Here is a 22985-nt window from a genome sequence, read left to right on the forward strand (position 1 = left end):
CGAAGCCTTGAGTGATGTGGGTCAGCATTCGCCGGCAAGCCGGCGGCTTACAGGCGAATGGCGGCCGTCGCCTTACTGTTGGTTTTCCTGCTCGGTGAACAGGTCGCTGAAGAGCATGCTCGACAGGTAGCGCTCGCCGGAGTCCGGCAGGATCACCACGATGGTCTTGCCCTGCATTTCCGGGGTTTCTGCCAGGCGCACAGCAACGGCCATCGCCGCACCACAGGAAATGCCGCAGAGGATGCCCTCCTCCTGCATCAGGCGCAGGGCCATGGCCTTGGACTCTTCATCGGTCACCAGCTCGACCCGGTCGACCATTTCCAGATCGAGGTTCTTCGGCACAAACCCGGCACCAATGCCCTGGATCTTGTGGGGGCTGGGCTTGATCTCCTCGCCAGCCAGTTTCTGGGTAATCACCGGCGACCCCGAAGGCTCGACCGCCACCGAAAGAATCGGCTTGCCCTGGGTCTTCTTGATATAGCGCGACACACCACTGATGGTGCCGCCGGTGCCGACACCCGCTACCAGTACGTCCACGGCGCCGTCGGTGTCATTCCAGATTTCCGGACCGGTGGTCTTTTCGTGGATGGCCGGGTTGGCCGGGTTATCGAACTGCTGCGGCATGAAGTACTTGGCCGGGTCGCTGGCCACAATTTCCGCCGCCTTTTCAATGGCACCTTTCATGCCCTTGGCCGGCTCGGTCAGCACCAGTTCGGCGCCCAGGGCCTTGAGCACCTTGCGTCGCTCGATGCTCATGGAAGCAGGCATGGTCAGCATCAATTTATAGCCGCGGGCGGCGGCGACGAACGCCAGGCCGATCCCGGTGTTGCCCGAAGTGGGTTCGACGATGGTCATGCCAGGCTTGAGCCGGCCGGTGCTTTCGGCGTCCCAGATCATGTTCGCGCCGATTCGGCATTTCACCGAGTAGCCCGGGTTGCGCCCTTCGATCTTGGCCAGGATGGTCACGCCACGGGGCGCGATGCGGTTGATCTGCACCAAGGGCGTATTACCGATGGAATGGGCGTTGTCAGCAAAAATGCGGCTCATGGCTGGGTCCTTATGCAGCAGTGAAGAAGTGCTCAAGGGTATGCCTCGGACCCATGAGCGTCCAGTCGAGCCGAACGACTGCGGCCACCGGCAGTCCATCCTCTATACGGCTGGAGGCCCATCACCATGAAACGTCGCTACAGTTGGCCCTTGTGGACCCTGGCAGGCCTGGTCGTGCTGCTGGTGGCCCTGCATATCGCCCTGCCCTACCTAGTACGCGATTACCTGAATGACAAACTGGCGGACATGGGCGACTACCGTGGCCAGGTCAGCGACGTGGACCTGGCCCTGTGGCGCGGCGCTTATCGCATCAACGGGCTGCAGATCGTCAAGGTCGACGGCAAGGTGCCGGTGCCTTTCGTCGACGCGCCGCTGATCGACCTGGCGGTGAGCTGGCATTCGTTGTGGTACGACCATGCGGTGGTGGCCAAGGTACTGTTCGTCAAACCGCAACTGAACTTCGTCGACGGCGGCGCCAACAAACAGGCCTCGCAAACCGGCCAGGGCACCGACTGGCGGGCGCAACTGGGCAAGCTTGTACCCATTACCCTGGATGAGGTGCGAATCGACGACGGCACCATCAACTTTCGCAACTTCAGCTCCACGCCGCCGGTGAACATCGGCGCCACCCAGGTCAACGCCAGTATCTACAACCTGACCAACGTCGCCGACGCCGCCGGCAAGCGCGCCGCGCGCTTCGACGGCAAGGCCTTGCTGCAGGGCCAGGCGCCCCTGGAAAGCAGCGCCACCTTCGACCCGTTGAGCAACTTCGAGGACTTTGAGTTCCGCCTGCGGGCCCGAGACATCGAACTCAAGCGCTTCAATGACTTCGCCTCGGCCTACGGTAAATTCGACTTCAACGCCGGCCACGGCGATGTGGTGATCGAGGCCCGGGCGGAAAAAGCCCGCCTGACCGGGTACATCAAGCCCTTGCTGCGGGACGTCGAAGTGTTCAATTGGCAGCAGGACGTGGAGAACAAAAACAAAGGCATCCTGCGCTCGGTCTGGGAGGCACTGGTAGGCGCCAGCGAGAACCTGCTGAAAAACCAGAGCAAAAACCAGTTCGCCACCCGGGTCGAACTCAGCGGCAACGTACACCGCCAGGACATCAGCGCCTTCGGGGCGTTTCTGCAGATTCTGCGCAACGGTTTCGTCCAGGCATTCAATGCCCGTTATGAGCAGCCCAAGCCATCGACTGACTGAGTCACCGTGTGACGGCCCATTCAGAGACTGAATGGGCCGTCTGCGTTCACAGTCGACCGGGCGCCGCGTTATAGTCAGCCACCGCGTTTTTCAGTCGAACTGCCCCGGGCAGCTCGCCGTCACCGTTCGAGGATTTGCAGATGAAATTCGAAGGCACCCGCGCCTACGTCGCCACCGATGACTTGAAGCTGGCCGTCAACGCCGCCATCACCCTGGAGCGTCCGCTGCTGGTCAAGGGCGAACCCGGCACCGGCAAGACCATGCTCGCCGAGCAACTGGCCGAGTCCTTTGGCGCCAAGCTGATCACCTGGCACATCAAGTCCACCACCAAAGCCCACCAAGGCCTTTACGAGTACGACGCGGTCAGCCGCCTGCGCGACTCCCAACTGGGGGTGGACAAGGTCCACGACATCCGCAACTACCTGAAAAAAGGCAAGCTCTGGGAAGCCTTCGAATCCGAGGAGCGGGTGATCCTGCTGATCGACGAAATCGACAAGGCCGACATCGAATTCCCCAATGACCTGCTGCAAGAACTCGACAAGATGGAGTTCTACGTTTACGAAATCGACGAGACCATCAAGGCCAAGCAGCGGCCGATCATCATCATTACCTCCAACAACGAGAAGGAGCTGCCGGACGCCTTCCTGCGTCGCTGCTTCTTCCACTACATCGCCTTCCCCGACCGCACCACCCTGCAGAAAATCGTCGATGTGCATTACCCGGACATCAAGAAGGACCTGGTCAGCGAAGCCCTGGACGTGTTCTTCGACGTGCGCAAAGTGCCCGGCCTGAAGAAGAAGCCTTCAACCTCGGAACTGGTGGACTGGCTCAAGCTGCTGATGGCCGACAACATTGGTGAGGCGGTGCTGCGCGAGCGTGATCCGACCAAGGCCATTCCGCCCCTGGCCGGCGCCCTGGTGAAAAACGAGCAGGACGTACAACTGCTGGAGCGCCTGGCGTTCATGAGCCGCCGCGGCAGTCGCTAGGCTCTGCCCAGAAGCGGCCTGCGCGTCGATCATGCTGCGTTAAAAACAGGTTCGGAATGCTCATTTAGCAGGCTAAACTCCGCTTCCTCTCCTGTTTTTGCCTTGCCTGATCGCCGCTCGGCGAGCTTCTGAACAGACCCAAAGATTATTAGAGAGCGATAGACATGCTGCTCAACCTGTTCAATGAAATGCGCGCGGCCAAGGTGCCGGTGTCGGTGCGCGAACTGCTGGACCTGATCAACGCGCTCAAGCAGCGCGTGACCTTCGCCGACATGGACGAGTTCTATTACCTCGCCCGGGCGATCCTGGTGAAGGATGAACGGCATTTCGACAAGTTCGACCGGGCTTTTGGTGCGTACTTCAACGGCCTGGAAAAGCTCGATGACCACCTGCAGGCGCTGATCCCCGAGGATTGGCTGCGCAAGGAGTTCGAGCGTTCCCTGAGCGATGAAGAGCGGGCGCAGATCCAGTCCCTGGGCGGGCTGGACAAGCTCATCGAAGAGTTCAAGAAACGCCTGGAAGAACAGAAGGAACGCCACGCCGGCGGCAACAAGTGGATCGGCACCGGCGGCACCAGCCCCTTTGGCTCCGGCGGTTTCAACCCGGAAGGCATCCGCGTCGGCGACGCCGGCAAGCGCCAGGGCAAGGCGGTGAAAGTCTGGGACCAGCGCGAGTACAAGAACCTCGACGACTCAGTGGAGCTGGGCACCCGCAACATCAAGGTAGCCCTGCGTCGCCTGCGCAAGTTCGCGCGCCAGGGCGCAGCGGACGAGCTGGACATCGATGGCACCATCGACCACACCGCCCGCGATGCCGGGCTGCTGAACATCCAGATGCGCCCGGAACGCCGCAACAGCATCAAGCTGCTGTTGCTGTTCGACATCGGCGGTTCCATGGATGCCCACGTGAAGATCTGCGAGGAACTGTTCTCGGCCTGCAAGACCGAGTTCAAGCACCTGGAGTACTACTACTTCCACAACTTCATCTATGAATCGGTGTGGAAGAACAACATGCGCCGCGGCTCGGAACGCACCTCGACCCAGGACCTGCTGCACAAGTACGGCGCCGACTACAAAGTGATCTTCGTCGGTGACGCCGCCATGGCGCCCTACGAAATCACCCAGGCCGGCGGCAGCGTCGAGCACTGGAACGAGGAAGCCGGTTATGTGTGGATGCAGCGCTTTATGGAGAAGTACAAGAAGCTCATCTGGATCAACCCCTACCCGAAGGACACCTGGGGTTACACCGCATCGACCAACATCGTCCGCGACCTGATCGAGGACCAGATGTACCCGCTGACCCTGCGCGGGCTGGAAGAGGGAATGCGCTTTCTGTCCAAGTAGGTAGAGATTGGTCTTGCGGGCGTGAGCGCTGGCGAGCCGGCGGCTAAGGGAGCCGGCTCGTATAGCGGCTTAGAGGCCTTTAAGGTCGCGCTCTTCGATGGGGCGACTCTGGCGCAGGCGCTTGCCGCCCAGCACGACCCAGTCGATCAGGCGGAACAGGCATTCCAGGCCAAAAGACAGCAGCAAGGCGCCGCTCATGCCCCAGACCATGGCCTCGGGGGTCAGGAGGATTTGGTAGCTGTAGCCGTTCCAGGTTTCCTTGCGGATATCCGGATCGGCGGCCAGCGCCACTTGCAGCACGCGGATGTACCAAGGGCCCTGCATCGCCTGGAATTGCTTGTCCAGGGCCAATTGCCGAGTGAGCAGGCTGCTCAGGCTGTCGGCGTCGCTGCGAAATACCGGGTCGTCACTGGCGCGGTAATGAGCCACCAAAGCCTGCATATCACCCTTGAAAAACTGATTGGCGGTGCCCTGGAAGCCTTGCAGGCTGGTCTGGGCCTCAATCAAGTGGGCTTCCACGCGCTTGGCGTAGTCGCTGATGAAACCGGGTACCTGCACGCCCACCAACAGGCCAGCGGCAAACAGCACCAACCGCAAATAACTGAGCAACATAGGGGATGTCCTTATTCGGTCTGGCCGTGGCTGATGCATTCACCGCGCCGCCACAGGCTCCACTGCCCGGGTTCGTAGCGGGTCCAGGTTTCGTTTTCCGTCAGGGGTTCGGTGGCGATCACCGTAACCACGTCGTTGGGGGTGGTTTCGGCCTGGAAGTCGACGATCACGTCCACATCCTTCAAGCGCGCCGGCCCGAAAGGCGCACGTCGGGTGATCTGCGCCAACTTGGTCGAGCAGTAGCAGAACAGCCAGTCACCGTCGCTGAGCAAGCAGTTGAACACACCCTGGCTGCGGTATTCGGCACAGGCTTGCACCAGCGTCGGCAGCAACGCCTCGACCTCCACCGGCTCCGGGAAGGCACCGCGTACGCGGTTGAGCAGATCACAGAACGCCGCCTCGCTGTCGGTATCCCCCACCGGGCGATAGAAGCTCTGCGCCGGCCGGAAATCCGCCAGTTGGCCGTTGTGGGCGAAACACCAGTTGCGCCCCCACAGCTCGCGGACAAACGGGTGGGTATTGGACAGGCAGACCTTGCCGACGTTGGCCTGGCGAATATGACCGATCACCACTTCGCTCTTGATCGGGTAGCGCTGCACCAGGTTGGCCACTTCGGACTCGCAGCTGGCCGCCGGGTCCTGGAACAGCCGCAAGCCGCGGCCTTCATAAAAAGCGATGCCCCAACCGTCGCGGTGCGGGCCGGTACGCCCGCCGCGCTGCATCAGCCCGGTAAAGCTGAAGACGATATCGGTCGGTACATTGGCGCTCATGCCCAATAACTCACACATGCTCGGACTCTCGCTTCAATGCCGGGGCGGGCTTACAAACGCGGTTCGACTCGCGAACGCTGGGGGTTGCTGGGCACCGCCGGGCGGCCGTAGCGATCATCGCCGGCGCCGCCAAAGGGTTGGTCGTCTTCCACATCACTGGCCTTGACCGCTGCCTTGGCGGCCTCGGCGCGCTCGCGGCGCTGCTGGGCGGCACGCTCGATGGGCCAGCGGATCAGCACAAACAACAGGTAAACCGCAAACGCGATCATGCCGTACATGAACAGATCGGAAATGGCCCGCCAGGCGTTGTTGCCAACCTTGAGCAGCAGGTCCAGGGCGGTGATGGCCACGGCCGGGGCAAGCATGTCCTTGGTGGCGTCGACCATGGTCGGGCTGAACAGCAACACCGCCATCAACACACGCAATGGCTCACGCAACCAGCGCCACATCCAGCGGGTCAGGCGCATCCACACCAACAGGCAGCCCAAGGCGGCGAAGGCGTAGAGGCCCCAGGCGATCAGATAGTCGTTCTCGGTCATGGTGTCCATGGCAAGGCAGGCAAAGAGGCGCTTATGATAACGGCTTTTCGCATGTCAGGCTGCAACGCCGTCTGCCAAGCCCTCATTTGTCATCCGCCGAGAGCCATTCATGCCTTTATCTGCCAACGTCACCAGTGCCCCCCTCGCCCACAAGGCCGAAGGCGCTGACCCGTATGCCTGGCTGCAAGAGCGCGACAGCGATGCGGTGCTCGACTACCTGAAGGCTGAAAACAGTTATCAGGAAGCCCAGCTCGCCGACCAGGCGGCACTGCGCGAGACCCTGTTCCAGGAGATCAAGGGACGGATTCTCGAGACCGACCTGTCCCTGCCCTCGCCGTGGGGCCCGTACCTCTACTACACCCGCACCACCGCCGGCGACGAATACGCCCGGCATTACCGCTGCCCGCGCCCGGCCGATGACAGCCTGGTGGTGGATGAAAGCCAGGAGCAACTGCTGCTGGACCCCAACGCCCTGGCCAACGGCGGTTTCTTTTCCCTGGGCGCCTTCAATATCAGCCCGGACCATCAGCGCCTGGCCTACAGCCTCGACACCACAGGGGAGGAAATCTACACCCTGTTCGTCAAGGAGCTGTCCAACGACAAGGTCAGTGAGCTGGCGTTCGCGAATTGCGACGGCAGCATGACCTGGGCCAACGACAGCCTGACCCTGTTCTTTGGCGAGCTGGACGAAACCCATCGCCCGCACAAACTGTTCCGCTACCGCCTGGACGGCACCGCCGCCGAAGAGGTGTTCCACGAACCGGACGGGCGCTTCTTCCTGCACTGCTACCGCTCCAGTTCCGAACGCCAGTTGCTGCTGTCCCTGGGCAGCAAGACCACCAGCGAAGTCTGGGTACTGGATGCCGCTCAGCCGCACTTGCCGTTCATTTGCCTGGCACCGCGGATTGAAGACCATGAATACGATGTGGATCACGGCCAGCTCGACGGCCAGTGGACCTGGTTTATCCGCAGTAACCGCGACGGCATCAATTTCGCCCTGTACCAGACCCCGGACGCCGGCCAGGTGCCGACCCAGGACCAGTGGCTGGAACTGATCCCCCATGACGATCAGGTGATGCTCGACGGCGTGAGCCTGAACGCCGGGGCCATGACCCTGAGCCTGCGCGAAGGCGGGCTGCCGATCATCGAAGTGCACCCTCAGGACAGCCCGTCCTACCGGGTGCAACTGCCGGACGCCGCCTACAGCTTGCACGTGCAGAACAGCCTGGAGTTCAGCAGCGACCGCATCCGCCTGCGCTACGAGGCCCTCAATCGCCCGGCCCAGGTGCGCCAGTTGATCCTGCTCGGCGGGCAACAGACCGTACTCAAGGAAACCCCGGTCCTCGGTGATTTCGATGCCGACGCCTATGTCAGCCAGCGCCTCTGGGCCACCGCGCCGGACGGCACCCAGGTGCCCATCAGCCTGGTGGTCAAGCGCGACGCCCTGGGCCAGCCGACCCCGCTCTATCTCTATGGCTATGGCGCCTACGGTGAAAGCCTCGACCCGTGGTTCTCCCATGCCCGCCTGAGCTTGCTGGACCGAGGCGTGGCCTTTGCCATTGCCCACGTGCGCGGCGGTGGCGAACTGGGCGAAGCCTGGTACCGCGCTGGCAAGCAAGAACACAAGCACAACACCTTCAGCGACTTTATCGCCTGCGCCGAGCACCTGATCGCCCAAGGCCTGACCACCTCCAGCCAATTGGCCATCAGTGGCGGCAGCGCCGGTGGGCTGCTGATCGGCGCGGTGCTCAACCAGCGTCCGGAGCTGTTCCGGGCGGCGATTGCCGAAGTGCCGTTTGTCGACGTGCTCAACACCATGCTCGACCCCGAACTGCCACTGACCGTCACCGAGTACGACGAATGGGGCAACCCTGAAGAACCGGAGGTGTATGAGCGGATCAAGGCCTATGCGCCTTATGAAAACGTCAAGGCCCAGGCCTACCCGGCGACTCTGGTGATCGCCGGCTACAACGACAGTCGCGTGCAGTATTGGGAAGCGGCCAAGTGGGTGGCCCGGTTGCGCGCCACCAAGACCGACCAGAACCTGCTCCTGCTCAAGACCGAGCTGGGCGCCGGCCACGGGGGCATGAGCGGGCGTTATCAGGGATTACGTGACGTAGCCCTCGAATATGCATTTGTTTTTAAGGTTCTGGGCCTCGCCTGAGGAACTCCAGCCGGCGCTCCTGTCTTAATCTCGAGCGCCGTCGGTGGGTGCCCTGCTCAGGTGTCCAGCGATGCAACAGACACAAGAAAAAGACCGTGACGACATGTCAGAACCGACCTTACTGAATAACGAAATCCGCGACTGGCTGATGGACTGCGGCCTGTTCGACCAACTCTTGCCGGCCGACTTTGTCGCTGCCGCCGGTTACTTCAGCATCAGCAGCATCGCCGAGGGCGAGGAAATCTTTCACGAGGGCGATGCCGGCAGCTTCATGTGCATCCTCCATTCCGGCCAGGTGGCCGTGCAGAAAAGCACCGGCGACGGCCAACCTGTAACCGTCGCCACCTTGCGCAGTGGCCGGGCCTTCGGCGAGATGGCGGTGCTCGACGGCGAGCGGCGGTCAGCCACTTGCGTGGCTGCCAGCGATTGCCAGTTACTCAACCTGGGCAAGGACTCCCTGGAAAAGATGCTCAACGACGCGCCGAAAATTGCCGCCAAAATCATCCGCGCCCTGGCCATTTCCCTGTCCAAGCGCCTGCGCATGGCCGACGGGCAACTGCTGGCCCAGCATTTCTAAAGCAGGCTTCAGCCGCCCGGCGTCTTGGATTTGTTCTCGCTCTGCTCCAAGCCCGGCAGCGTCTGGTCCTTGGGGGGCTTGGGCATGTCGATCGGTGGCAGCAACGGCGCGCCCCCATTGCCGCCGGCCTTGGGCGTGCTCGGTGGCGTGACTTGCGGGTAAGGCGTGGGGGTCGCAGTGCCCGGCGAGCCGACGCTGGGGGTCGGCGTGACCGGCACACTCAGCAAATCCTCGGCCAGGGCACCACTGATCCATAGCGTCGCACTTAGCGAGAGCGCCGCCTGGGCAATGACCGTTAGAATAGTGCGCTTCATCAATGGCTCCCTCGCTATTGTCTGCCCCTCAGGCTACTCCCAACCGGGCCGGTTTGCCTTCTTCAATGAGACCCACATGAAACGTTTCGTTCTGCTCGACACCACCCCGATTCCCGACAATGGCGGTGCCCTGTGCCTGTTCGAATACGGCGAGGATTTCGTGATCAAGATCCAGGGCGGCGATGGCGGGCAGTTGATGAACACGCGCATGCACGGCTCCGAAGACGCCCTGGCGGAGATCCCTTGCCGCAAGGTGGCCGGGCGCCCTGGTTCGCGGGTGCTGATCGGCGGCCTGGGCATGGGCTTCACTCTGGCCTCGGCCCTCAAGCACCTGGGCAAGAGTGCCGAAGTGGTGGTCGCCGAGCTGGTGCCGGGGGTGGTGGAGTGGAACCGCGGTCCCTTGGGGGAAAAGTCCGGCCGGCCGCTGCTGGACCCGCGCACGGTGATCCGCCAGGAGGATGTGGCCAAGGTCCTGCAGGCCGAGCCCCAGGGGTTCGACGCCATCATGCTCGACGTCGACAACGGCCCCGAAGGCCTGACCCAGAAAGCCAACAGCTGGCTGTACTCCGCCGGTGGCCTGGCGGCCTGTGCCAAGGCTTTGCGGCCCAAGGGCGTGTTGGCCGTGTGGTCGGCCAGCGCCGACAAACAGTTCTCTGACAAGCTGCGCAAGGCCGGCTTCAAGGCCGAGGAAGTGCAAGTCTTCGCCCACGGCAACAAGGGCACCCGGCACACCATCTGGATTGCCGAGAAGCTCAAGGGCTGAGCTAAACTTCGTCCATTACCGTCATTAGTCTTTCTACAAAGGTGAACCCATGAGTTCGTCCACTACGCCGTCCAACACCTCCAAGCTGGACCGCATTCTCGCCGACGCCCAACGCGACCGGGAGATGGGCTACCGCGACAAGGCCCTGAAAATGTATCCCCACGTCTGCGGCCGCTGCGCCCGGGAATTCGCCGGCAAGCGCCTGAGCGAGCTGACCGTGCACCACCGTGACCACAACCACGACAACAATCCCCAGGACGGCTCCAACTGGGAGTTGCTGTGCCTGTACTGCCACGACAACGAGCACTCGCGCTACACCGACCAGCAGTACTTTGGCGAAGGTTCCCTGAGCACACCGAAGATCGCCAAGGCCACCCACAACCCGTTCGCCGCCCTGGCCGGGTTGATGAAAAAAGACGACGAATAACCCTCCCTTTTCCACCGTAGGAGCTGGCTTGCCAGCGATCGCGTTCCCGAGGGCGGTGCAAGGCTCAAGGGCCTTTCGCCGGCGAGCCGGCTCCTACAGGGGGTGGCGTGCGCAAGGGGCCGCCACAGCCTGTTCAATCCCCGTATAATCGCGCTTTTTCTCGAAGGCTCCCCGCTCGTGGCAAACAAAAGGTACAGCTGCATTGGTTTGTATAACCCCAAGTCGCCGGAGAACGTGGGTTCGGTGATGCGTGCCGCCGGCTGCTACGGCGTCGCCTCGGTGTTTTACACCGGCAAGCGCTATGAACGGGCCCGGGACTTTGTCACCGATACCAAGAAGGTCCATCAGGACATCCCGCTGATCGGCATCGACGACCTGAAGAAAATCCTCCCCCTGGGCTGCGTACCGGTCGCGGTAGAGCTGGTGGAAGGCGCCCGCTCACTGCCGGAATACACCCACCCGGATCGCGCGCTGTACATCTTCGGCCCCGAAGACGGCTCGCTGGACAAAGACATCCGCGACTGGTGCGAAGACGTGGTCTACATCCCCACCACCGGCTGCATGAACCTGGCCGCCACGGTCAACGTGGTGCTTTACGACCGCCTGGCCAAGGGCAACAACACCCGCTCCGGGCCCAAGTTCTGACAGACGGCCGGCACATCGGATGGAACGAGCAGGCGCCTGATGCAGTCAGCTTTATAGCCCTTCCCCTCTCTGGAGACAGAACATGAGCGACAGCAAAACGGTACAGATCATCGAGTCCACGCCCTTCCAGACCCCGCCCACGCAGAACGTCCAGGGCTGGGAACGCATCGGTTCCCTGGCCGGTGGCGTGGTGATGATGGGCAAGGGCCTGCGCCGGGGCGGCGTGTTCGGCCTGATTCAGGTGGCCATCGGCGGCGTGGCCCTGGCCCGCGGCATCACCGGCCACAGCTCAGCCAAGAGCCTGCTGGAAAAAAGTCGCCGGGACATGGACAACGTACGCTCGAAGATCGAACGCGCCGGGCAGGAACTGAAGAACCTCAAGGCCAATGCCGAAGCCGCCGGGCGCAAAGCTGAAGCCGCCAGCAATGATTCGGCCAAATCGCCCAAAGCCGGTAGCTGATCACCGCTGTGCCCGCTCCTGGCAGAGCGGGCTCAACGCAGCAAGTCGTTGTCCAGCACCGTCGAAGCCTCTCCCAGCACACTCTCGCTGAGCTTGACGAAATCTTCGGTGTTCACACTGCCCAGCCGCATCACCCCCAGCAAGACATCGTCCAGGGACCGCTTGTTGCGGGTCTTCAGGCGAATCTCCCGATCCAACTCCTGCAGCAGCAACACCGCCTTGGCCACCGTGGCACTGTCCACTTGCTCGCCCCGCAAGCTGTGGACCTTGTGGCTGTCCTTGGCCAGCCGCGCTTCCAGCGCCTGATAGCGCTCATCGCTGATGCCGCCAGCCCGGCGCAGCAACTCAATGGCGTAGTAATCGGCCAAGCCCTCGCTGATCCAGTCGCTGCGCTGGCGGTCATCGACGCGGGTCAACGCCTGCACCAACTCGCGCAACACCCCACTGCTGCCACTTTCGCTGACCAGTGGCAGGCGGCTGTGCAGGTAGACCGAATGGTGCCCGGAGCGGCTGCCGCGCCACATAGGATCAGCGGCGCCGACCACCAGCAATTTGTTTGGCTGCTGGGGGAACACCGCCTGCACCTGGGGCCAGACGAAGGTCAGCAAGGTCAACACATCCATACGCCGCATGCCCTGCCCCTGGGGCGAGGCCACGGTGACTTCGGTATGGCCCAGGCGGGTGCGGCGGCTGCCCAGGGCGCCGGCAAGCATCCAGCCGGTGGGGCGGTCGAACAGACGTGAGGGGTTGTCGATGCGAAAGCGGTTCTTGCCGATACGCGGCCAAGCGGTCTCGACGCTTTTCCAGGTGCCGGGCAGGTCGAAGGTCAGGCGCGACACCAACTCCACGCCGTCCTGTTGGTCCAGCCGGGCGGCCGGGACCAGGGTTTCCCCCCGCAGCAACGCCCAGTTGGCGGTGATGCGGCTGTCGAAGCCGGCTTTCTTCAGGCTGTGGTTCAGGCGTACACGGTAGCTCAGGCTGGCTTGGCCGCTGGCCGGGCGCCAGACGCCGCGCTGCGGGTGCTCCGCACTGGCCGCCGTCGCCTGCCACTGGCCATCGGCCTTGAAGTCGCTGTAATCGCCAGTTTGGCCCAGGGTGAAATCCAGGCTGCGCACCGCGGCACCATCGGCCAGGGTCAGGCGCACTTCGGCCTGATCGCTCTGGGGCAGAAAGCGCACGTGATAGTCCAGGTCGACCTTCTTCACCGCCCATGCCGGCGCACTCAGCGCCAGCAGCAGCGAGGCCAGCGACAGCCTTGCTCCCACAGCCATACACACTCCTTGGTGATGCCAGCGGCGGCGAGATCAGCCGGCGCGGAAAATCAGGTGATCTTCCCAATCGTCTTCCGGCACGCTGCCTTCGGCGAGCATGCGCCCGGACTGGGAAATACGCTCGTGGTGCACCGCGTCGCGGTCACCGCAGACCAAATGGTGCCAGAGCGGCAGGTCCTTGCTTTCGCTGACCAGGCGATAGCCACAGGTCGGCGGCAGCCACTTGAATTGGTCGGCCTTGCCCGGGGTCAGTTGGATGCAGTCAGGCACCGAGGCGCGGCGATTGGCGTAGTCGCTGCACTGGCAGGTTTTCAGGTCCAGCAATTTGCAGGCAATGCGTGTGTAGTAGACGGTGTTGTCGTCTTCATCCTCAAGCTTCTGCAGGCAACACAGGCCACAGCCATCGCACAACGACTCCCACTCCTCCTGATCGAGTTGTTCGAGGGTTTTGCGTATCCAGAAAGGTTCGACTTTGGCGGCCATGGTTCGAGTATCAGTATCAACGGAGTGAAAAGGCCGCCAGTCTAGTGCCACGGGGCCCCGGGGCCAAGCACTGGCGACTGTCGGTAGATCCCTACTTGCCAGCCGTGGCGCCGCGCAGTAGTTTTGCCAATCGGACCGACCCTGGTTCGCGTGCCATTAACGCTCAACCGCGTCGCACCCGGTGAACTGCACAGGGTCAGGAAAACCCCATCGCTCAGCTCAACTGCGCTCGCCGGTTTCCACCTCTTTTTTCTGAAAACGTTGCCTGGAGTCTTTTCATGAGCGCCAATTCCCGCGTTGCCGACTACGCGATCCACCCTCAATTCACCGCGCGCTGGTCGCCCCGCGCCTTCACCGGCGAAAGCATCCCGGAAGAAACCCTGCTGAGTTTCTTCGAAGCCGCTCGCTGGGCCCCATCGGCCTATAACTCGCAGCCGTGGCGCTTCCTCTACGCGCGCCGTGACACGCCGAACTGGGAACGCTACCTGGGCCTGCTCAACGAGTTCAACCGTGGCTGGGCACAACACGCGTCGGCCCTGGTGATCGTGATCTCGAAAACCACCTTCACCGCCCCTGGCGCGGCTGAAGAAAGCCCGGCCCTGTGGCACACCTTCGACACCGGCTCGGCCTGGGGCCACCTGGCCCTGCAAGCCAGCCTCAGCGGCTGGTACACCCACGGCATGGCCGGTTTCGACCAGGAACTGACCCGCAAGGAGCTGAAGATTCCAGAAGGGTATGCCCTGCACGCTGCCGTGGCAGTGGGCAAGCTGGGGGACAAGTCGACCCTGGCCGAGTACCTGCAAGCCCGTGAAGAGCCAAGCCCGCGCCGGCCGCTGAGCGAGACCGTGGCCGAGGGCGATTTCAGCCTGTAAGCCTGGGTTCAAGGATGGGCGGGCAACCCGCTCATCCCGCCAGGCCCCACAAGCTTGGGCTCAATAACCCCGTGCGAAGTCCACTTCCCCGCGCAGCCCTTCGCTGGCCTGATAGGCCCGCAGATTGTCGAGGAACAGCTGCACCATCAGGGTGGGCGACGTCGGTGCCGAGCTGTGGCCCGTCAGCAGCAGGCCCCAGGCAGTCCAGAACGGATGCCGTTGCGGCAAGGGTTCTTGCCGGCAAACGTCGATCACCGCCCCCGCCAGATGGCCTTCCTTCAAGGCTTCCACCAAGTCCGCATCAACCACCGAAACTCCGCGCCCGACGTTGATGAACAGGCCCGTGGGTTTGAACCGCTTGAACAGCGCCGCGTCGTACAGGTCGTGGGTCTGGGGCGTGTTGGGCAGCAGGTTGACCACGTAATCCACCTCGCCCACCAGGCGTCCGAGGTCCTCCAGGGCCGCCACTTCGACAAACGGCGCCTGTTCCCGAGGCTGGCTGGCGATGCCGTACAACTCGACGCCGAACGGCAGCAGGAACTGCGCCACGCTCTGACCGATGTCGCCGCTGCCGACAATCAGCACCTTGCGCCCTACCAGGCTTTGGCCCTGGCGGTTGTCCCACTTGCGTTCGACCTGGCTGACCAGCCGCGCCAGCACTTCGCGTTCATGGCCGAGGATGTAGGTCAGCACGTATTCGGCCATGACCTGGCCAAAAATTCCCACGGCCCGGGTCAGGCGGTAGTGACGCGGCAGGCCGTCCACCAGCAAGGGCGTGATCCCGGCCCAGGTGGATTGCAGCCACTGGGGCTGATGGCCCTGGCGCAACAGGGTCGCCAGCAGGTCCGGCTGGCCCAGCCACACGGGGCAGTCGGCGGCCAGGCGCGACAGTTCGGCGGAGTCGCCGCTGGTCAGCACCTCCAGCTCCGGCGCCGCTTCGCGCAGCAGGCGTTGGTAAATAGCGTGATCGTGTTCAGCAATCAGAACGCGCATGGTTCAAACCTTTCAAAACGGTGCAAGCGGCCGTCGACGAAGTCTGCTCCGTCGGCGGCCGCCGCCAAGATAATCAGTGCCATTGCCAGGGATGCTCAGGAGCGAGCCGCTACGGATGCCCGTCAGATCGGGTCATTGCGCCGCAACAACTCTTCCGGCAGATGCTCGATGTACTCATCTTCGGCCGGTGGCATTTGCAGGTGATAGCCCTGCTGGTCGAGGTTCTCCAGCACCTGGTGGATGTCCTCGCGGGACAGCTTGCGCTCCGGGCTCAGCACCAGGTCGAAGGCGTGTTGCGGTTTGCCGAAGGCCAGCAGGAGGTTTTCCGGTACGCGCTCCAGGGCATCGCTTTTCAGCACGTAGAGGTACATCCCGCTTTTGCGCGGGCTTCTGTAGATGGAGCAAATACGTTTCAAGGCTGTTCTCCGGAGCTGGCCAGGCTGTCGAGCAAGGCCTGGCCCATCAGTTCGCGGCGCCAGCCACGCAGCGAATCAGGCAATTTATAGGGTCCGTCTGGGTAGCCGCTCTTAAGCAGGCTTTCCAGGGTTTTCTTGCGCAGCATCAGTTCCGGCGCAATGTTCAGGCGCTCGGCTTCGGCCTGCCCCAGCGCCTTGAGCTGCTTGAGCAACGCCGAGGCCTCGATCGGCAACGGCTCGGCAATTGCCGGTGGCCATTGATCCGGGCCGACGCTGGCGGCGCGCTTGATCAGGTCGAGCAGGAAGGTGCCGTCCTGGCGCACGGTGCGCGGGTGCATGTCTTCGATTTTCGCCAGGGCGCCGAGGTTATCCGGCTGGGTCTTGGCCAGGGGCCATAGCGAGTGCTCGCGCACGATACGGTTGCGCGGCAGGTCGCGGGCACGGGCTTCGCGCTCGCGCCAGGCGCAGAGTTCGCGCAACACGGCTAGTTGGGCGCGGGACAGTTTCCAGGCCAGCTTGGCCTCGCGGTAGACCTCGTAGGGGTCCACTTCGCGGCGCAGGTTGGCCACCAACTCGGCGCCGTCTTCCAGCACCCAGTTGTATTTGTCTTCGGAGAGCTTGGGCCGCAGTTGGATAAAGACTTCCGCCAGGTGCAGGGCGTCTTCCGCGGCGTAGCTGATTTGCGTCTCGGACAACGGCCGCTGCAGCCAGTCAGAGCGGGTTTCACCCTTGGGCAGGTCAATGCCCAGGACTTCCTGCACCAGGCGCGAATAGCCCATGGAGAAGCCCAGGTTCAGGTAGGCCGCCGCCAGTTGCGTGTCGAACAACGGCACCGGCAGGCTGCCGGTCAGGCGCAGCAGGACTTCAAGGTCCTCGCTGCAGGCGTGCACCACTTTGACCACGGCGGGGTTTTCCAGCAGTGCCGCCAAGGGCTGCCAGTTGTCGATGGTCAGGGGGTCGATCAGGTAAGCGCGTTGACCGTCGCCTACCTGCAGCAAGCCGGCGATGGGATAGAAGGTGTCGACCCGCATGAATTCGGTGTCGAGGGCGACGAATGGCAGCTGCTGCCACTCGGCGCAAAACTGACCGAGGCTATCGTTGTCGCGAATCCAGTGAATATCGATGGCCACACGGCTCTCCCTTGAAGAATGGCGCGCAGTATATATCGCCCCCGGCGATTTCTGAGCATTCACTCGACAAGAGCCAGTAGGAAACTAACTGCAAACGCCAAAGGATAGTCCTGACCGCATCAGTCAGCCCCGTTTTCGCAGGACATAGACCCGGGAAACGCCGCAACCGGGAATGAAATCCTGGTGGTTGACGACTTCGAATCCGGCACTCTTGAACTCGGCCTCAAGCTGACACTTGTCGGCCAGGGGCGGCCCCTGGATCGGCCATGACGGGCTGCCCGGGTCATTGAGGCGGCCAGACACCCCGTTGCAGCGCCCGGCAATGCGCACCGCGACAATCACCCCGTCGCGGCTGACCCGGTGAAACTCGCGCAACAAAGCCAGGCGTTGTTCGGCGCACGCCAGGTGCTGAAACAGTTGCATGCAGAAGATGCAATCCACGGCATTGGCCGACAGGCCGATGTCGAACGCCGAACTCTGAAAGGTCTTGATGCGCTTGAGCAGGCTGGCCGAATGATGGGTCAGGGCGTGGTTGAGCATGTCCTGGGAGTGGTCCGCCGCCAGTACCACACGGTTGCCATGCTCGCCCAGCACTGGCCAGAAACGCCCGGCGCCGCAGGCCAGATCGAGCACCAACCCCGGTTCACCGGCGTGTTTCAAGGCGCGGCGCACCAACTGCTCGTGGCGCCACAGCATCAGCCTGGGCCACAGGCCGACCGGGTGCGGTTGCAAGCAGACCCGGGCATGGGCCAGGTCATAGCGCCTGGCGAACTCAAGCTCGATGGACGGTGGGGGTTGCGATGACATGACTCGCGAACTCTTGTTGAAATCCGATGGGCGCAGGTTACCCGGCGGTTCGTGAAAAAAAGGTCGATGGGGCGTCAAACACTCATTGCCGGGCCAATACGCCGTCCACCAGGCTGCCCCGGCAACCGGCGAACAGGTCCAGCGCAGGTTTGTAGACCTGGCTGTTGACCTCCAGCAGGCCGAGCATCGAGTGGAACAGGTTGTCCTGGCTCAGAGGCAGGTCGCGGCTTTGCTGCAGGCAGTGGGTGTCCACCGAGAAGGTCTTTTGGTAACTGTCGGAAAACCACGCCAGCATCGCCACGTGCTTCTGCTGCTCGGGCGCCAGCATGTAGGGCGTGCCGTGCAGGAACAGGTTGTATTCCCCCAGGGACTCGCCGTGGTCCGACAGGTAGAGCATGGCCGTGTCGACCTTGTCCTGGTTGCTGCGCAGCAGGTCGATCAGGGTCGCCAGCACATGGTCGGTGTAGACCAGGGTGTTGTCGTAGCCGTTGACGATGCTCTCGCGACTGCAATTGTTCAGCGCATTGCTTTCGCAGACCGGGGTGAAGTGCTGGTATTCCTTGGGATAGCGCTTGAAATACTCCGGGCCGTGGCTGCCCATCTGGTGCAGCACCAGCACGGTGTCCTTGTCCAGGGTGTCGATGAAGTGCTGCAGGCCCTGGAGCAGAATCTCGTCGCGGCACTCGCTGTTGGCGCACAGCGACGGATCCTTGAGGTTGCTCACATCGTCGAGGGTGACCCGATCGCAGGTGCCCTTGCAGCCCGACTGATTGTCACGCCAGACCACTTCCAGGCCGGCACGCTTGAGCACATCGAGCAAGCCCTCCTGGTTCTTCGCCTTGCTGGCGTCGTAATCCTTGCGCCCCATGTTGGAGAACATGCAAGGCACAGACACCGCCGTCTCGGTGCCGCAGGAGTGAACATCGGTGAAGGCGATCAGGCCGCTCTCCTTGCTCAATTGCGGCGTGGTATCGCGGTCGTAGCCGAGGATGCCGAAGTTCTCGGCCCGGGCACTCTCCCCCACCACCAGCACAGTCAGGGATTTACGGGCGTGGCTCTGCCAGGTCGGATTCTTCTGCGCGTCTTCGCCGATCTTCACAAAAGGCTGGTGGGCCGACACCACTTGCTCCCGCAGGTAGCCCACCGAGGCGCCGATGTAGTTACTCGGCACAATCATCAAGCGCAGTTCGTGGTGGTTGCGAAACAGCGAAGCCAGCCCCTGGTAATTGAGCAGTGCCACCGCGCCGAGCAACAGCGCCGAGGTGCCCCCCACCAGCACCTTGCTCAGCACTTCGCGGTGCCAGCGGCGATAGTGAATCGGGGTCTTGTACAGCAGCCAGGACGGCAGCGCCCCGAGCAACAGCACGTACACTAGCAACTTCAGCGACAGCAGGTCGCGGACTTCAGTGACGTTGGTCTCGGCAAAGTTGCGCAACATGCCGGCATCGATCATGACCCCGTACTGAGCCATGAAATAGGCCACACCGGCGCTGATGAAAAACAACAGGATCAGCAGCGGCTTGAGGACGGGACGGAACGCCACCAAGGTCAGGACGATGTTGAAACCACACAGAATCATCAAGCCAAATGCCAGGCGCATGGCCTGGCCAGCAGCGTCAGACGCGGTAATGTCAAACAGGTGCTGCCAGAGTACAACGTTGAAACCGACGAGCAAAAAGGCACTGGCAATCAGGGTGACCCACTCGGGGCGCACGGGTTTTATGTTCAACATGACGGTCTGCTTGATCCTGGAAAGAAACGCCATCCGGGAATCATGGATTGATCCAGCCCATGGCAGCCCGAACCTTAGGCACTGTGCCATCAACGTTTCGTGAAAAAGACGCCAAGGAATAGTTAAGCCAGGGAGCAGGACGGTCCTGCCTGCCGCAGTCGTCACTGGGCGGCGATCCGCGCTATCGGATTTTTAAATACCACTCGCGACTTTCTGATTTGCCCCACCCCCCCAGGCCAACGCCTAATCGCCGCCTGATTTCTTCAAGGCCTGGTTATGGAAAACGTTCGTGCAACCTCTCGCCCCGCCGTCTGGCTGATGCTCAGTGTGGTGCTGGTGGCCCTCAACCTGCGGCCGTCGATGGCAGCCGTCGGACCGTTGCTGTCGGGGATCCGCGGGGAAATACCGCTGAGTTTCAGCCTGGCCGCCCTGCTCACCATGCTGCCGGTCATGGCCATGGGCTTGGCGATGTTCTTTGGCATGGGCATCAGCCAGCGCCTGGGGGAACACCGCACCGTGGTCCTGTCGCTGCTGATCATCGGCCTGGCGACCCTGTCCCGGTTGTTTCTCGACTCGGCGGCCGAGCTGATTCTCAGTGCGGTGCTGGCGGGTGTCGGCATCGCCCTGATCCAGGCGCTGATGCCCGCGCTGATCAAGTCGCGCTTTGCCGACAACGTCTCGCTGTACATGGGGCTGTACGTCACCTCGATCATGGGCGGTGCCGCCGTGGCGGCCTCCTTCGCCCCACTGGTCATGAACCGCAGCGGCAGTTGGCGCCTGGGGCTGGCCATCTGGGCGGCGCTGGCGCTGCTGGGCCTGCTGTTCTGGTACGGACAAAAGGCCGCCCTGCCCAGGCTGCCAGCCTCCCGCGAGGGCCAGGAGTCCTTTGTCGGCAACCGCCGGGCCTGGCTGCTGGCGCTGTTCTTCGGCCTGGGCACCGCCGCCTACACCTGCGTGCTGGCCTGGCTGGCGCCGTATTACGTGGAACAGGGCTGGAGTGAACAGAATGCCGGGTTGCTCCTGGGCTTTCTCACGGCCATGGAAGTGCTGTCCGGCCTGGTGACCCCGGCCATTGCCAACCGCAGCAAAGACCGACGCGGGGTGCTGGTGGTCCTGCTGGTGCTGATCATCGCCGGCTTCTGCGGCCTGGTCCTCAGCCCGCAACACCTGAGCCTGCTGTGGCCCTGCCTGCTGGGCCTGGGGATCGGCGGCCTGTTTCCCATGAGCCTGATCGTCTCTCTCGACCACCTGGACAACCCGCGCCGGGCCGGTGGCCTGACCGCTTTCGTGCAGGGCATCGGCTACCTGATTGCCGGGCTCTCGCCGCTGCTGGCCGGGGTGATTCGCGACCAACTGGGCAGCTTCGAATGGGCCTGGTGGTCCCTCACTGCAGTGATGGTCCTGATGATCCTGATGGTGCTGCGCTTCAACCCCCAGCACTACCCGCAACACATTCGCTGATGACCCGGACACTGCCATGAAACCTGCCAACTTTGCCCACGCCCACCTCGGCATGCTGCTGTGGGCGGTCCTGATAGCCGCCTCGTTTTTTGCCGCCGCCCAGGTCAACCCGACCATCGACCCGGTGCTCCTGACCGGCTTGCGCCTGTTGTTTTCCGCCCTGCTGTTCGCGCCGCTGCTGTGGCTGCAAGGTGCACCGGCCATGACCCTGGCCGCGCTGCGCGGGCATGCCCTGTTGGGCTTGTTGCTGGCGCTGTACTTCGGGTCGCTGTTCGAAGCCTTGCGCTACACCTCGGCGGTCAACACCGGCACTTTGTTTACCCTGGTGCCGCTGCTGACCCTGTGCTTCGAGGGGTTCCTGCTGCCCGGCACCCGGCAGAAGCACCGTCTGCTGCCGATGCTGATGGCGGCGGGCGGGGCCTTGCTGCTGATCCTCAAGGGTGACGGTCCTGAAGCCCTGCCCGCGCCTTACCCGATCCTCGTGTATGGCATCGGCTGCCTGGCCATGGCCCTGTATTCGCCCCTGAGCCAGCGCCTCAAGGCCGGCAGCCTCGGGGGGCGCAGCCCGGTGGCCATGACGTTCTGGAACATGCTGTTTGGCGCACTGTTTCTGTTCGCCTTCTGCCTGGCCAGCGGGGGCTGGCGCAGTGGTGCCCTGCTGAGCGCCCACGACCTGTTGTGGCTGGGCTACCTGGCGCTGTTCGCCACCCTGGCGACCTTCTGGCTGCTGCACCGGGCCATTGGCGTGATCGCCCCCGCCACGGTGATTTCGTACATCTACCTGAGCACCTTGCTCCTGACGCTGTTTCACTGGCTCTGGCTCGGGCAGTCACCACGTCCCCTGGAGCTGATCGGCGCAGGGCTGGTGGCCCTCGGCATGCTGGCCCTGGTCCTCGGCAGCCGGCAGCCCCAGCTTGTCCGGGCATGACCGACGCTCATTCCGGCATGTTGCCCGGCGCAGTGTTGCGTTAGCATCCTGCCGGTTGGCGCTCCTGGCGCCGGGTGCTCAATGAGAACAACGGATGCTCAGCAGCAATTTGCTTAGAAAGCTCGATATGCAAGACCTGATGGTGTTCGTCGCCGTGTACGAGCAAAACAACGTCACCGAGGTGGCGGAGTCCCTCAGCGTCAGCCAATCCACCGTCAGCTATTGCCTGAAAAAACTCCGCGCCGGGTTTGAGGACGAGCTGTTTATCAACACCCGCACCGGCATGCATCCGACCCGCAAGGCCAGGAACATGTACAGCCATGTGCGGCAGATTCTCGACAGCATCAACCTCTGCCATGCCGGCGCCCAGGCCTTCGACCCGAGCCGCCAGGCAGTGACCTTCAATCTCTGCGCACCGGAATATTTCGAGCAACTGATCCTGCCGCGCCTGCTCCAGGCCTTCGACAGCGCCGGCCTGGCCGTGACCATTAACGTGCTCAAGCTAGAGACCGAGATTCCTGCCCAGGAATTGCGGGACGGCAGCCTGGACTTGGTGATCGGCTTCGGCCCGGACTTCCATCGCCATCACCCGGACCTGATGTCCCGGCAGTTGCTGGAGGATGATTTGCTCTGCGTCCTGGACAGCGCGGCGGATTCACCGCCGGGGGGACGCTTCGAGCTCGCGGATTTTGTCGAACGGCGCCATGTGTTCCCCACGCCCTGGACGTCGGACAGCAACATGGTGGATGGCTGGCTGGCCCGCCAGGCGCGCAAACGCCAGATCGTCGCCCGAGCCAACAGCTACGGCGCGGCGCTGAAGATGATCGTCGGCAGCGACTTCGTCCTCACCCTGCCCCGGCGTATCCAAGCCCTGCTAGCCCAGGAACCGCTGTTCAATCATTGCGAGGCCCCCAGCGGCTTGCCGGGGTTCAGCCTGGATATGCACTGGAGCCAGAACGCCGATCAAGACAGCGCCAACAGCTGGTTGCGCCAGCAGGTGCTGCTGGCCAGCAGCGAACCGGGCCTCTAGGCCCGGACGCGT

At 63.1% G+C, this 22985-nt stretch carries 25 protein-coding genes; 13 read left to right on the top strand and 12 right to left on the bottom strand.

Annotated elements, in window-relative coordinates; all coding sequences use genetic code 11:
* Window positions 1-72: 72 nt before the first annotated feature.
* Entirely contained in the window at window positions 73-1047 is a 975-nt protein-coding gene (gene cysK / locus M1B35_RS23435) for a cysteine synthase A (protein ID WP_268263233.1), read from the bottom strand.
* Between the two features lie 126 nt (window positions 1048-1173).
* Between cysK and M1B35_RS23440 the strand changes: the two genes are divergently transcribed.
* From M1B35_RS23440 to M1B35_RS23450, 3 genes are all read left to right on the top strand, one after another.
* Window positions 1174-2250, top strand: coding sequence for a DUF748 domain-containing protein (locus tag M1B35_RS23440; RefSeq protein ID WP_123336220.1), 1077 nt, complete (start codon window positions 1174-1176; stop codon window positions 2248-2250).
* Window positions 2251-2390: 140 nt separating this feature from the next.
* Window positions 2391-3236: an AAA family ATPase gene (locus M1B35_RS23445; protein ID WP_123336222.1), complete on the top strand. Its 846-nt coding sequence runs from the start codon at window positions 2391-2393 to the stop codon at window positions 3234-3236.
* A gap of 164 nt (window positions 3237-3400) precedes the next feature.
* Window positions 3401-4579 (top strand): vWA domain-containing protein, encoded by a 1179-nt coding sequence (locus M1B35_RS23450; protein ID WP_123336223.1) that lies wholly within the window; start codon window positions 3401-3403, stop codon window positions 4577-4579.
* Window positions 4580-4648: 69 nt separating this feature from the next.
* On the opposite strand, the gene M1B35_RS23455 is transcribed toward M1B35_RS23450, so the two are convergent.
* The 3 genes from M1B35_RS23455 to M1B35_RS23465 are packed head-to-tail and all read right to left on the bottom strand — an operon-like array spanning window position 4649 to window position 6509.
* The gene (locus M1B35_RS23455; protein ID WP_123336225.1) at window positions 4649-5191 is read right to left on the bottom strand and encodes a DUF2937 family protein; all 543 of its coding nucleotides are present in this window, start codon (window positions 5189-5191) and stop codon (window positions 4649-4651) included.
* A gap of 11 nt (window positions 5192-5202) precedes the next feature.
* The gene (locus tag M1B35_RS23460; RefSeq protein WP_123336227.1) at window positions 5203-5979 is read right to left on the bottom strand and encodes a class II glutamine amidotransferase; all 777 of its coding nucleotides are present in this window, start codon (window positions 5977-5979) and stop codon (window positions 5203-5205) included.
* A 32-nt stretch (window positions 5980-6011) separates the two neighbouring features.
* Complete coding sequence (locus tag M1B35_RS23465; RefSeq protein WP_123336229.1) at window positions 6012-6509, bottom strand: MFS transporter; 498 nt, start codon at window positions 6507-6509, stop codon at window positions 6012-6014.
* A gap of 100 nt (window positions 6510-6609) precedes the next feature.
* Between M1B35_RS23465 and M1B35_RS23470 the strand changes: the two genes are divergently transcribed.
* Both M1B35_RS23470 and M1B35_RS23475 read left to right on the top strand, forming a co-directional pair.
* Window positions 6610-8664 carry a S9 family peptidase gene (locus tag M1B35_RS23470; RefSeq protein WP_268263234.1) on the top strand — a complete coding sequence of 685 codons (2055 nt, stop codon included), beginning with the start codon at window positions 6610-6612 and terminating at the stop codon, window positions 8662-8664.
* Window positions 8665-8767: 103 nt separating this feature from the next.
* Window positions 8768-9241 (top strand): cyclic nucleotide-binding domain-containing protein, encoded by a 474-nt coding sequence (locus tag M1B35_RS23475; protein ID WP_268263270.1) that lies wholly within the window; start codon window positions 8768-8770, stop codon window positions 9239-9241.
* 8 nt (window positions 9242-9249) lie between these two features.
* Here M1B35_RS23475 and M1B35_RS23480 read toward each other — a convergent pair whose 3' ends face one another.
* On the bottom strand, window positions 9250-9555 hold the full coding sequence (locus tag M1B35_RS23480) for a hypothetical protein (RefSeq protein ID WP_268263235.1): 306 nt from the start codon (window positions 9553-9555) through the stop codon (window positions 9250-9252).
* A 76-nt stretch (window positions 9556-9631) separates the two neighbouring features.
* Here M1B35_RS23480 and M1B35_RS23485 point away from each other — a divergent pair, with 76 nt between their 5' ends.
* The 4 genes from M1B35_RS23485 to M1B35_RS23500 all read left to right on the top strand — a co-directional run bounded on the left by M1B35_RS23485 (window position 9632) and on the right by M1B35_RS23500 (window position 11850).
* Entirely contained in the window at window positions 9632-10318 is a 687-nt protein-coding gene (locus M1B35_RS23485; protein WP_123336235.1) for a spermidine synthase, read from the top strand.
* A 49-nt stretch (window positions 10319-10367) separates the two neighbouring features.
* Window positions 10368-10745 (top strand): YajD family HNH nuclease, encoded by a 378-nt coding sequence (locus tag M1B35_RS23490; RefSeq protein ID WP_123336237.1) that lies wholly within the window; start codon window positions 10368-10370, stop codon window positions 10743-10745.
* Between the two features lie 177 nt (window positions 10746-10922).
* Window positions 10923-11390, top strand: a complete 468-nt coding sequence (locus M1B35_RS23495) for an RNA methyltransferase (protein ID WP_007926908.1) — start codon at window positions 10923-10925, stop codon at window positions 11388-11390.
* Between the two features lie 82 nt (window positions 11391-11472).
* Entirely contained in the window at window positions 11473-11850 is a 378-nt protein-coding gene (locus M1B35_RS23500) for a YgaP family membrane protein (RefSeq protein WP_123336239.1), read from the top strand.
* 32 nt (window positions 11851-11882) lie between these two features.
* On the opposite strand, the gene M1B35_RS23505 is transcribed toward M1B35_RS23500, so the two are convergent.
* Window positions 11883-13121, bottom strand: a complete 1239-nt coding sequence (locus M1B35_RS23505) for a hypothetical protein (RefSeq protein ID WP_123336241.1) — start codon at window positions 13119-13121, stop codon at window positions 11883-11885.
* Between the two features lie 33 nt (window positions 13122-13154).
* Window positions 13155-13604, bottom strand: coding sequence for a YcgN family cysteine cluster protein (locus M1B35_RS23510; protein ID WP_123336243.1), 450 nt, complete (start codon window positions 13602-13604; stop codon window positions 13155-13157).
* A gap of 278 nt (window positions 13605-13882) precedes the next feature.
* Here M1B35_RS23510 and M1B35_RS23515 point away from each other — a divergent pair, with 278 nt between their 5' ends.
* A complete protein-coding gene (locus M1B35_RS23515) occupies window positions 13883-14476 on the top strand; it encodes a nitroreductase family protein (RefSeq protein WP_268263236.1) in 594 nt (197 codons plus the stop codon).
* 60 nt (window positions 14477-14536) lie between these two features.
* Here M1B35_RS23515 and M1B35_RS23520 read toward each other — a convergent pair whose 3' ends face one another.
* The 5 genes from M1B35_RS23520 to M1B35_RS23540 form a co-directional block, all read right to left on the bottom strand.
* Window positions 14537-15469 carry a D-2-hydroxyacid dehydrogenase gene (locus M1B35_RS23520; RefSeq protein WP_123336247.1) on the bottom strand — a complete coding sequence of 311 codons (933 nt, stop codon included), beginning with the start codon at window positions 15467-15469 and terminating at the stop codon, window positions 14537-14539.
* A gap of 122 nt (window positions 15470-15591) precedes the next feature.
* Window positions 15592-15885 carry a YcgL domain-containing protein gene (locus M1B35_RS23525; protein ID WP_123336249.1) on the bottom strand — a complete coding sequence of 98 codons (294 nt, stop codon included), beginning with the start codon at window positions 15883-15885 and terminating at the stop codon, window positions 15592-15594.
* The gene (gene rnd / locus M1B35_RS23530; RefSeq protein WP_123336251.1) at window positions 15882-17015 is read right to left on the bottom strand and encodes a ribonuclease D; all 1134 of its coding nucleotides are present in this window, start codon (window positions 17013-17015) and stop codon (window positions 15882-15884) included. The genes M1B35_RS23525 and rnd overlap by 4 nt, the downstream gene beginning before the upstream one ends.
* A gap of 123 nt (window positions 17016-17138) precedes the next feature.
* Window positions 17139-17822 (bottom strand): class I SAM-dependent methyltransferase, encoded by a 684-nt coding sequence (locus M1B35_RS23535; RefSeq protein WP_268263237.1) that lies wholly within the window; start codon window positions 17820-17822, stop codon window positions 17139-17141.
* An 82-nt stretch (window positions 17823-17904) separates the two neighbouring features.
* A complete protein-coding gene (locus M1B35_RS23540; protein WP_268263238.1) occupies window positions 17905-19554 on the bottom strand; it encodes a phosphoethanolamine transferase in 1650 nt (549 codons plus the stop codon).
* 276 nt (window positions 19555-19830) lie between these two features.
* Between M1B35_RS23540 and M1B35_RS23545 the strand changes: the two genes are divergently transcribed.
* The 3 genes from M1B35_RS23545 to M1B35_RS23555 all read left to right on the top strand — a co-directional run bounded on the left by M1B35_RS23545 (window position 19831) and on the right by M1B35_RS23555 (window position 22973).
* On the top strand, window positions 19831-21015 hold the full coding sequence (locus tag M1B35_RS23545) for a cyanate transporter (protein WP_268263239.1): 1185 nt from the start codon (window positions 19831-19833) through the stop codon (window positions 21013-21015).
* Window positions 21016-21031: 16 nt separating this feature from the next.
* On the top strand, window positions 21032-21943 hold the full coding sequence (locus M1B35_RS23550; RefSeq protein ID WP_268263240.1) for a DMT family transporter: 912 nt from the start codon (window positions 21032-21034) through the stop codon (window positions 21941-21943).
* Between the two features lie 94 nt (window positions 21944-22037).
* Window positions 22038-22973 carry a LysR family transcriptional regulator gene (locus M1B35_RS23555; RefSeq protein WP_268263241.1) on the top strand — a complete coding sequence of 312 codons (936 nt, stop codon included), beginning with the start codon at window positions 22038-22040 and terminating at the stop codon, window positions 22971-22973.
* Window positions 22974-22985: the final 12 nt, after the last annotated feature.

It is taken from the genome of Pseudomonas morbosilactucae (assembly GCF_023241665.1).
Lineage (GTDB): Bacteria > Pseudomonadota > Gammaproteobacteria > Pseudomonadales > Pseudomonadaceae > Aquipseudomonas > Aquipseudomonas morbosilactucae.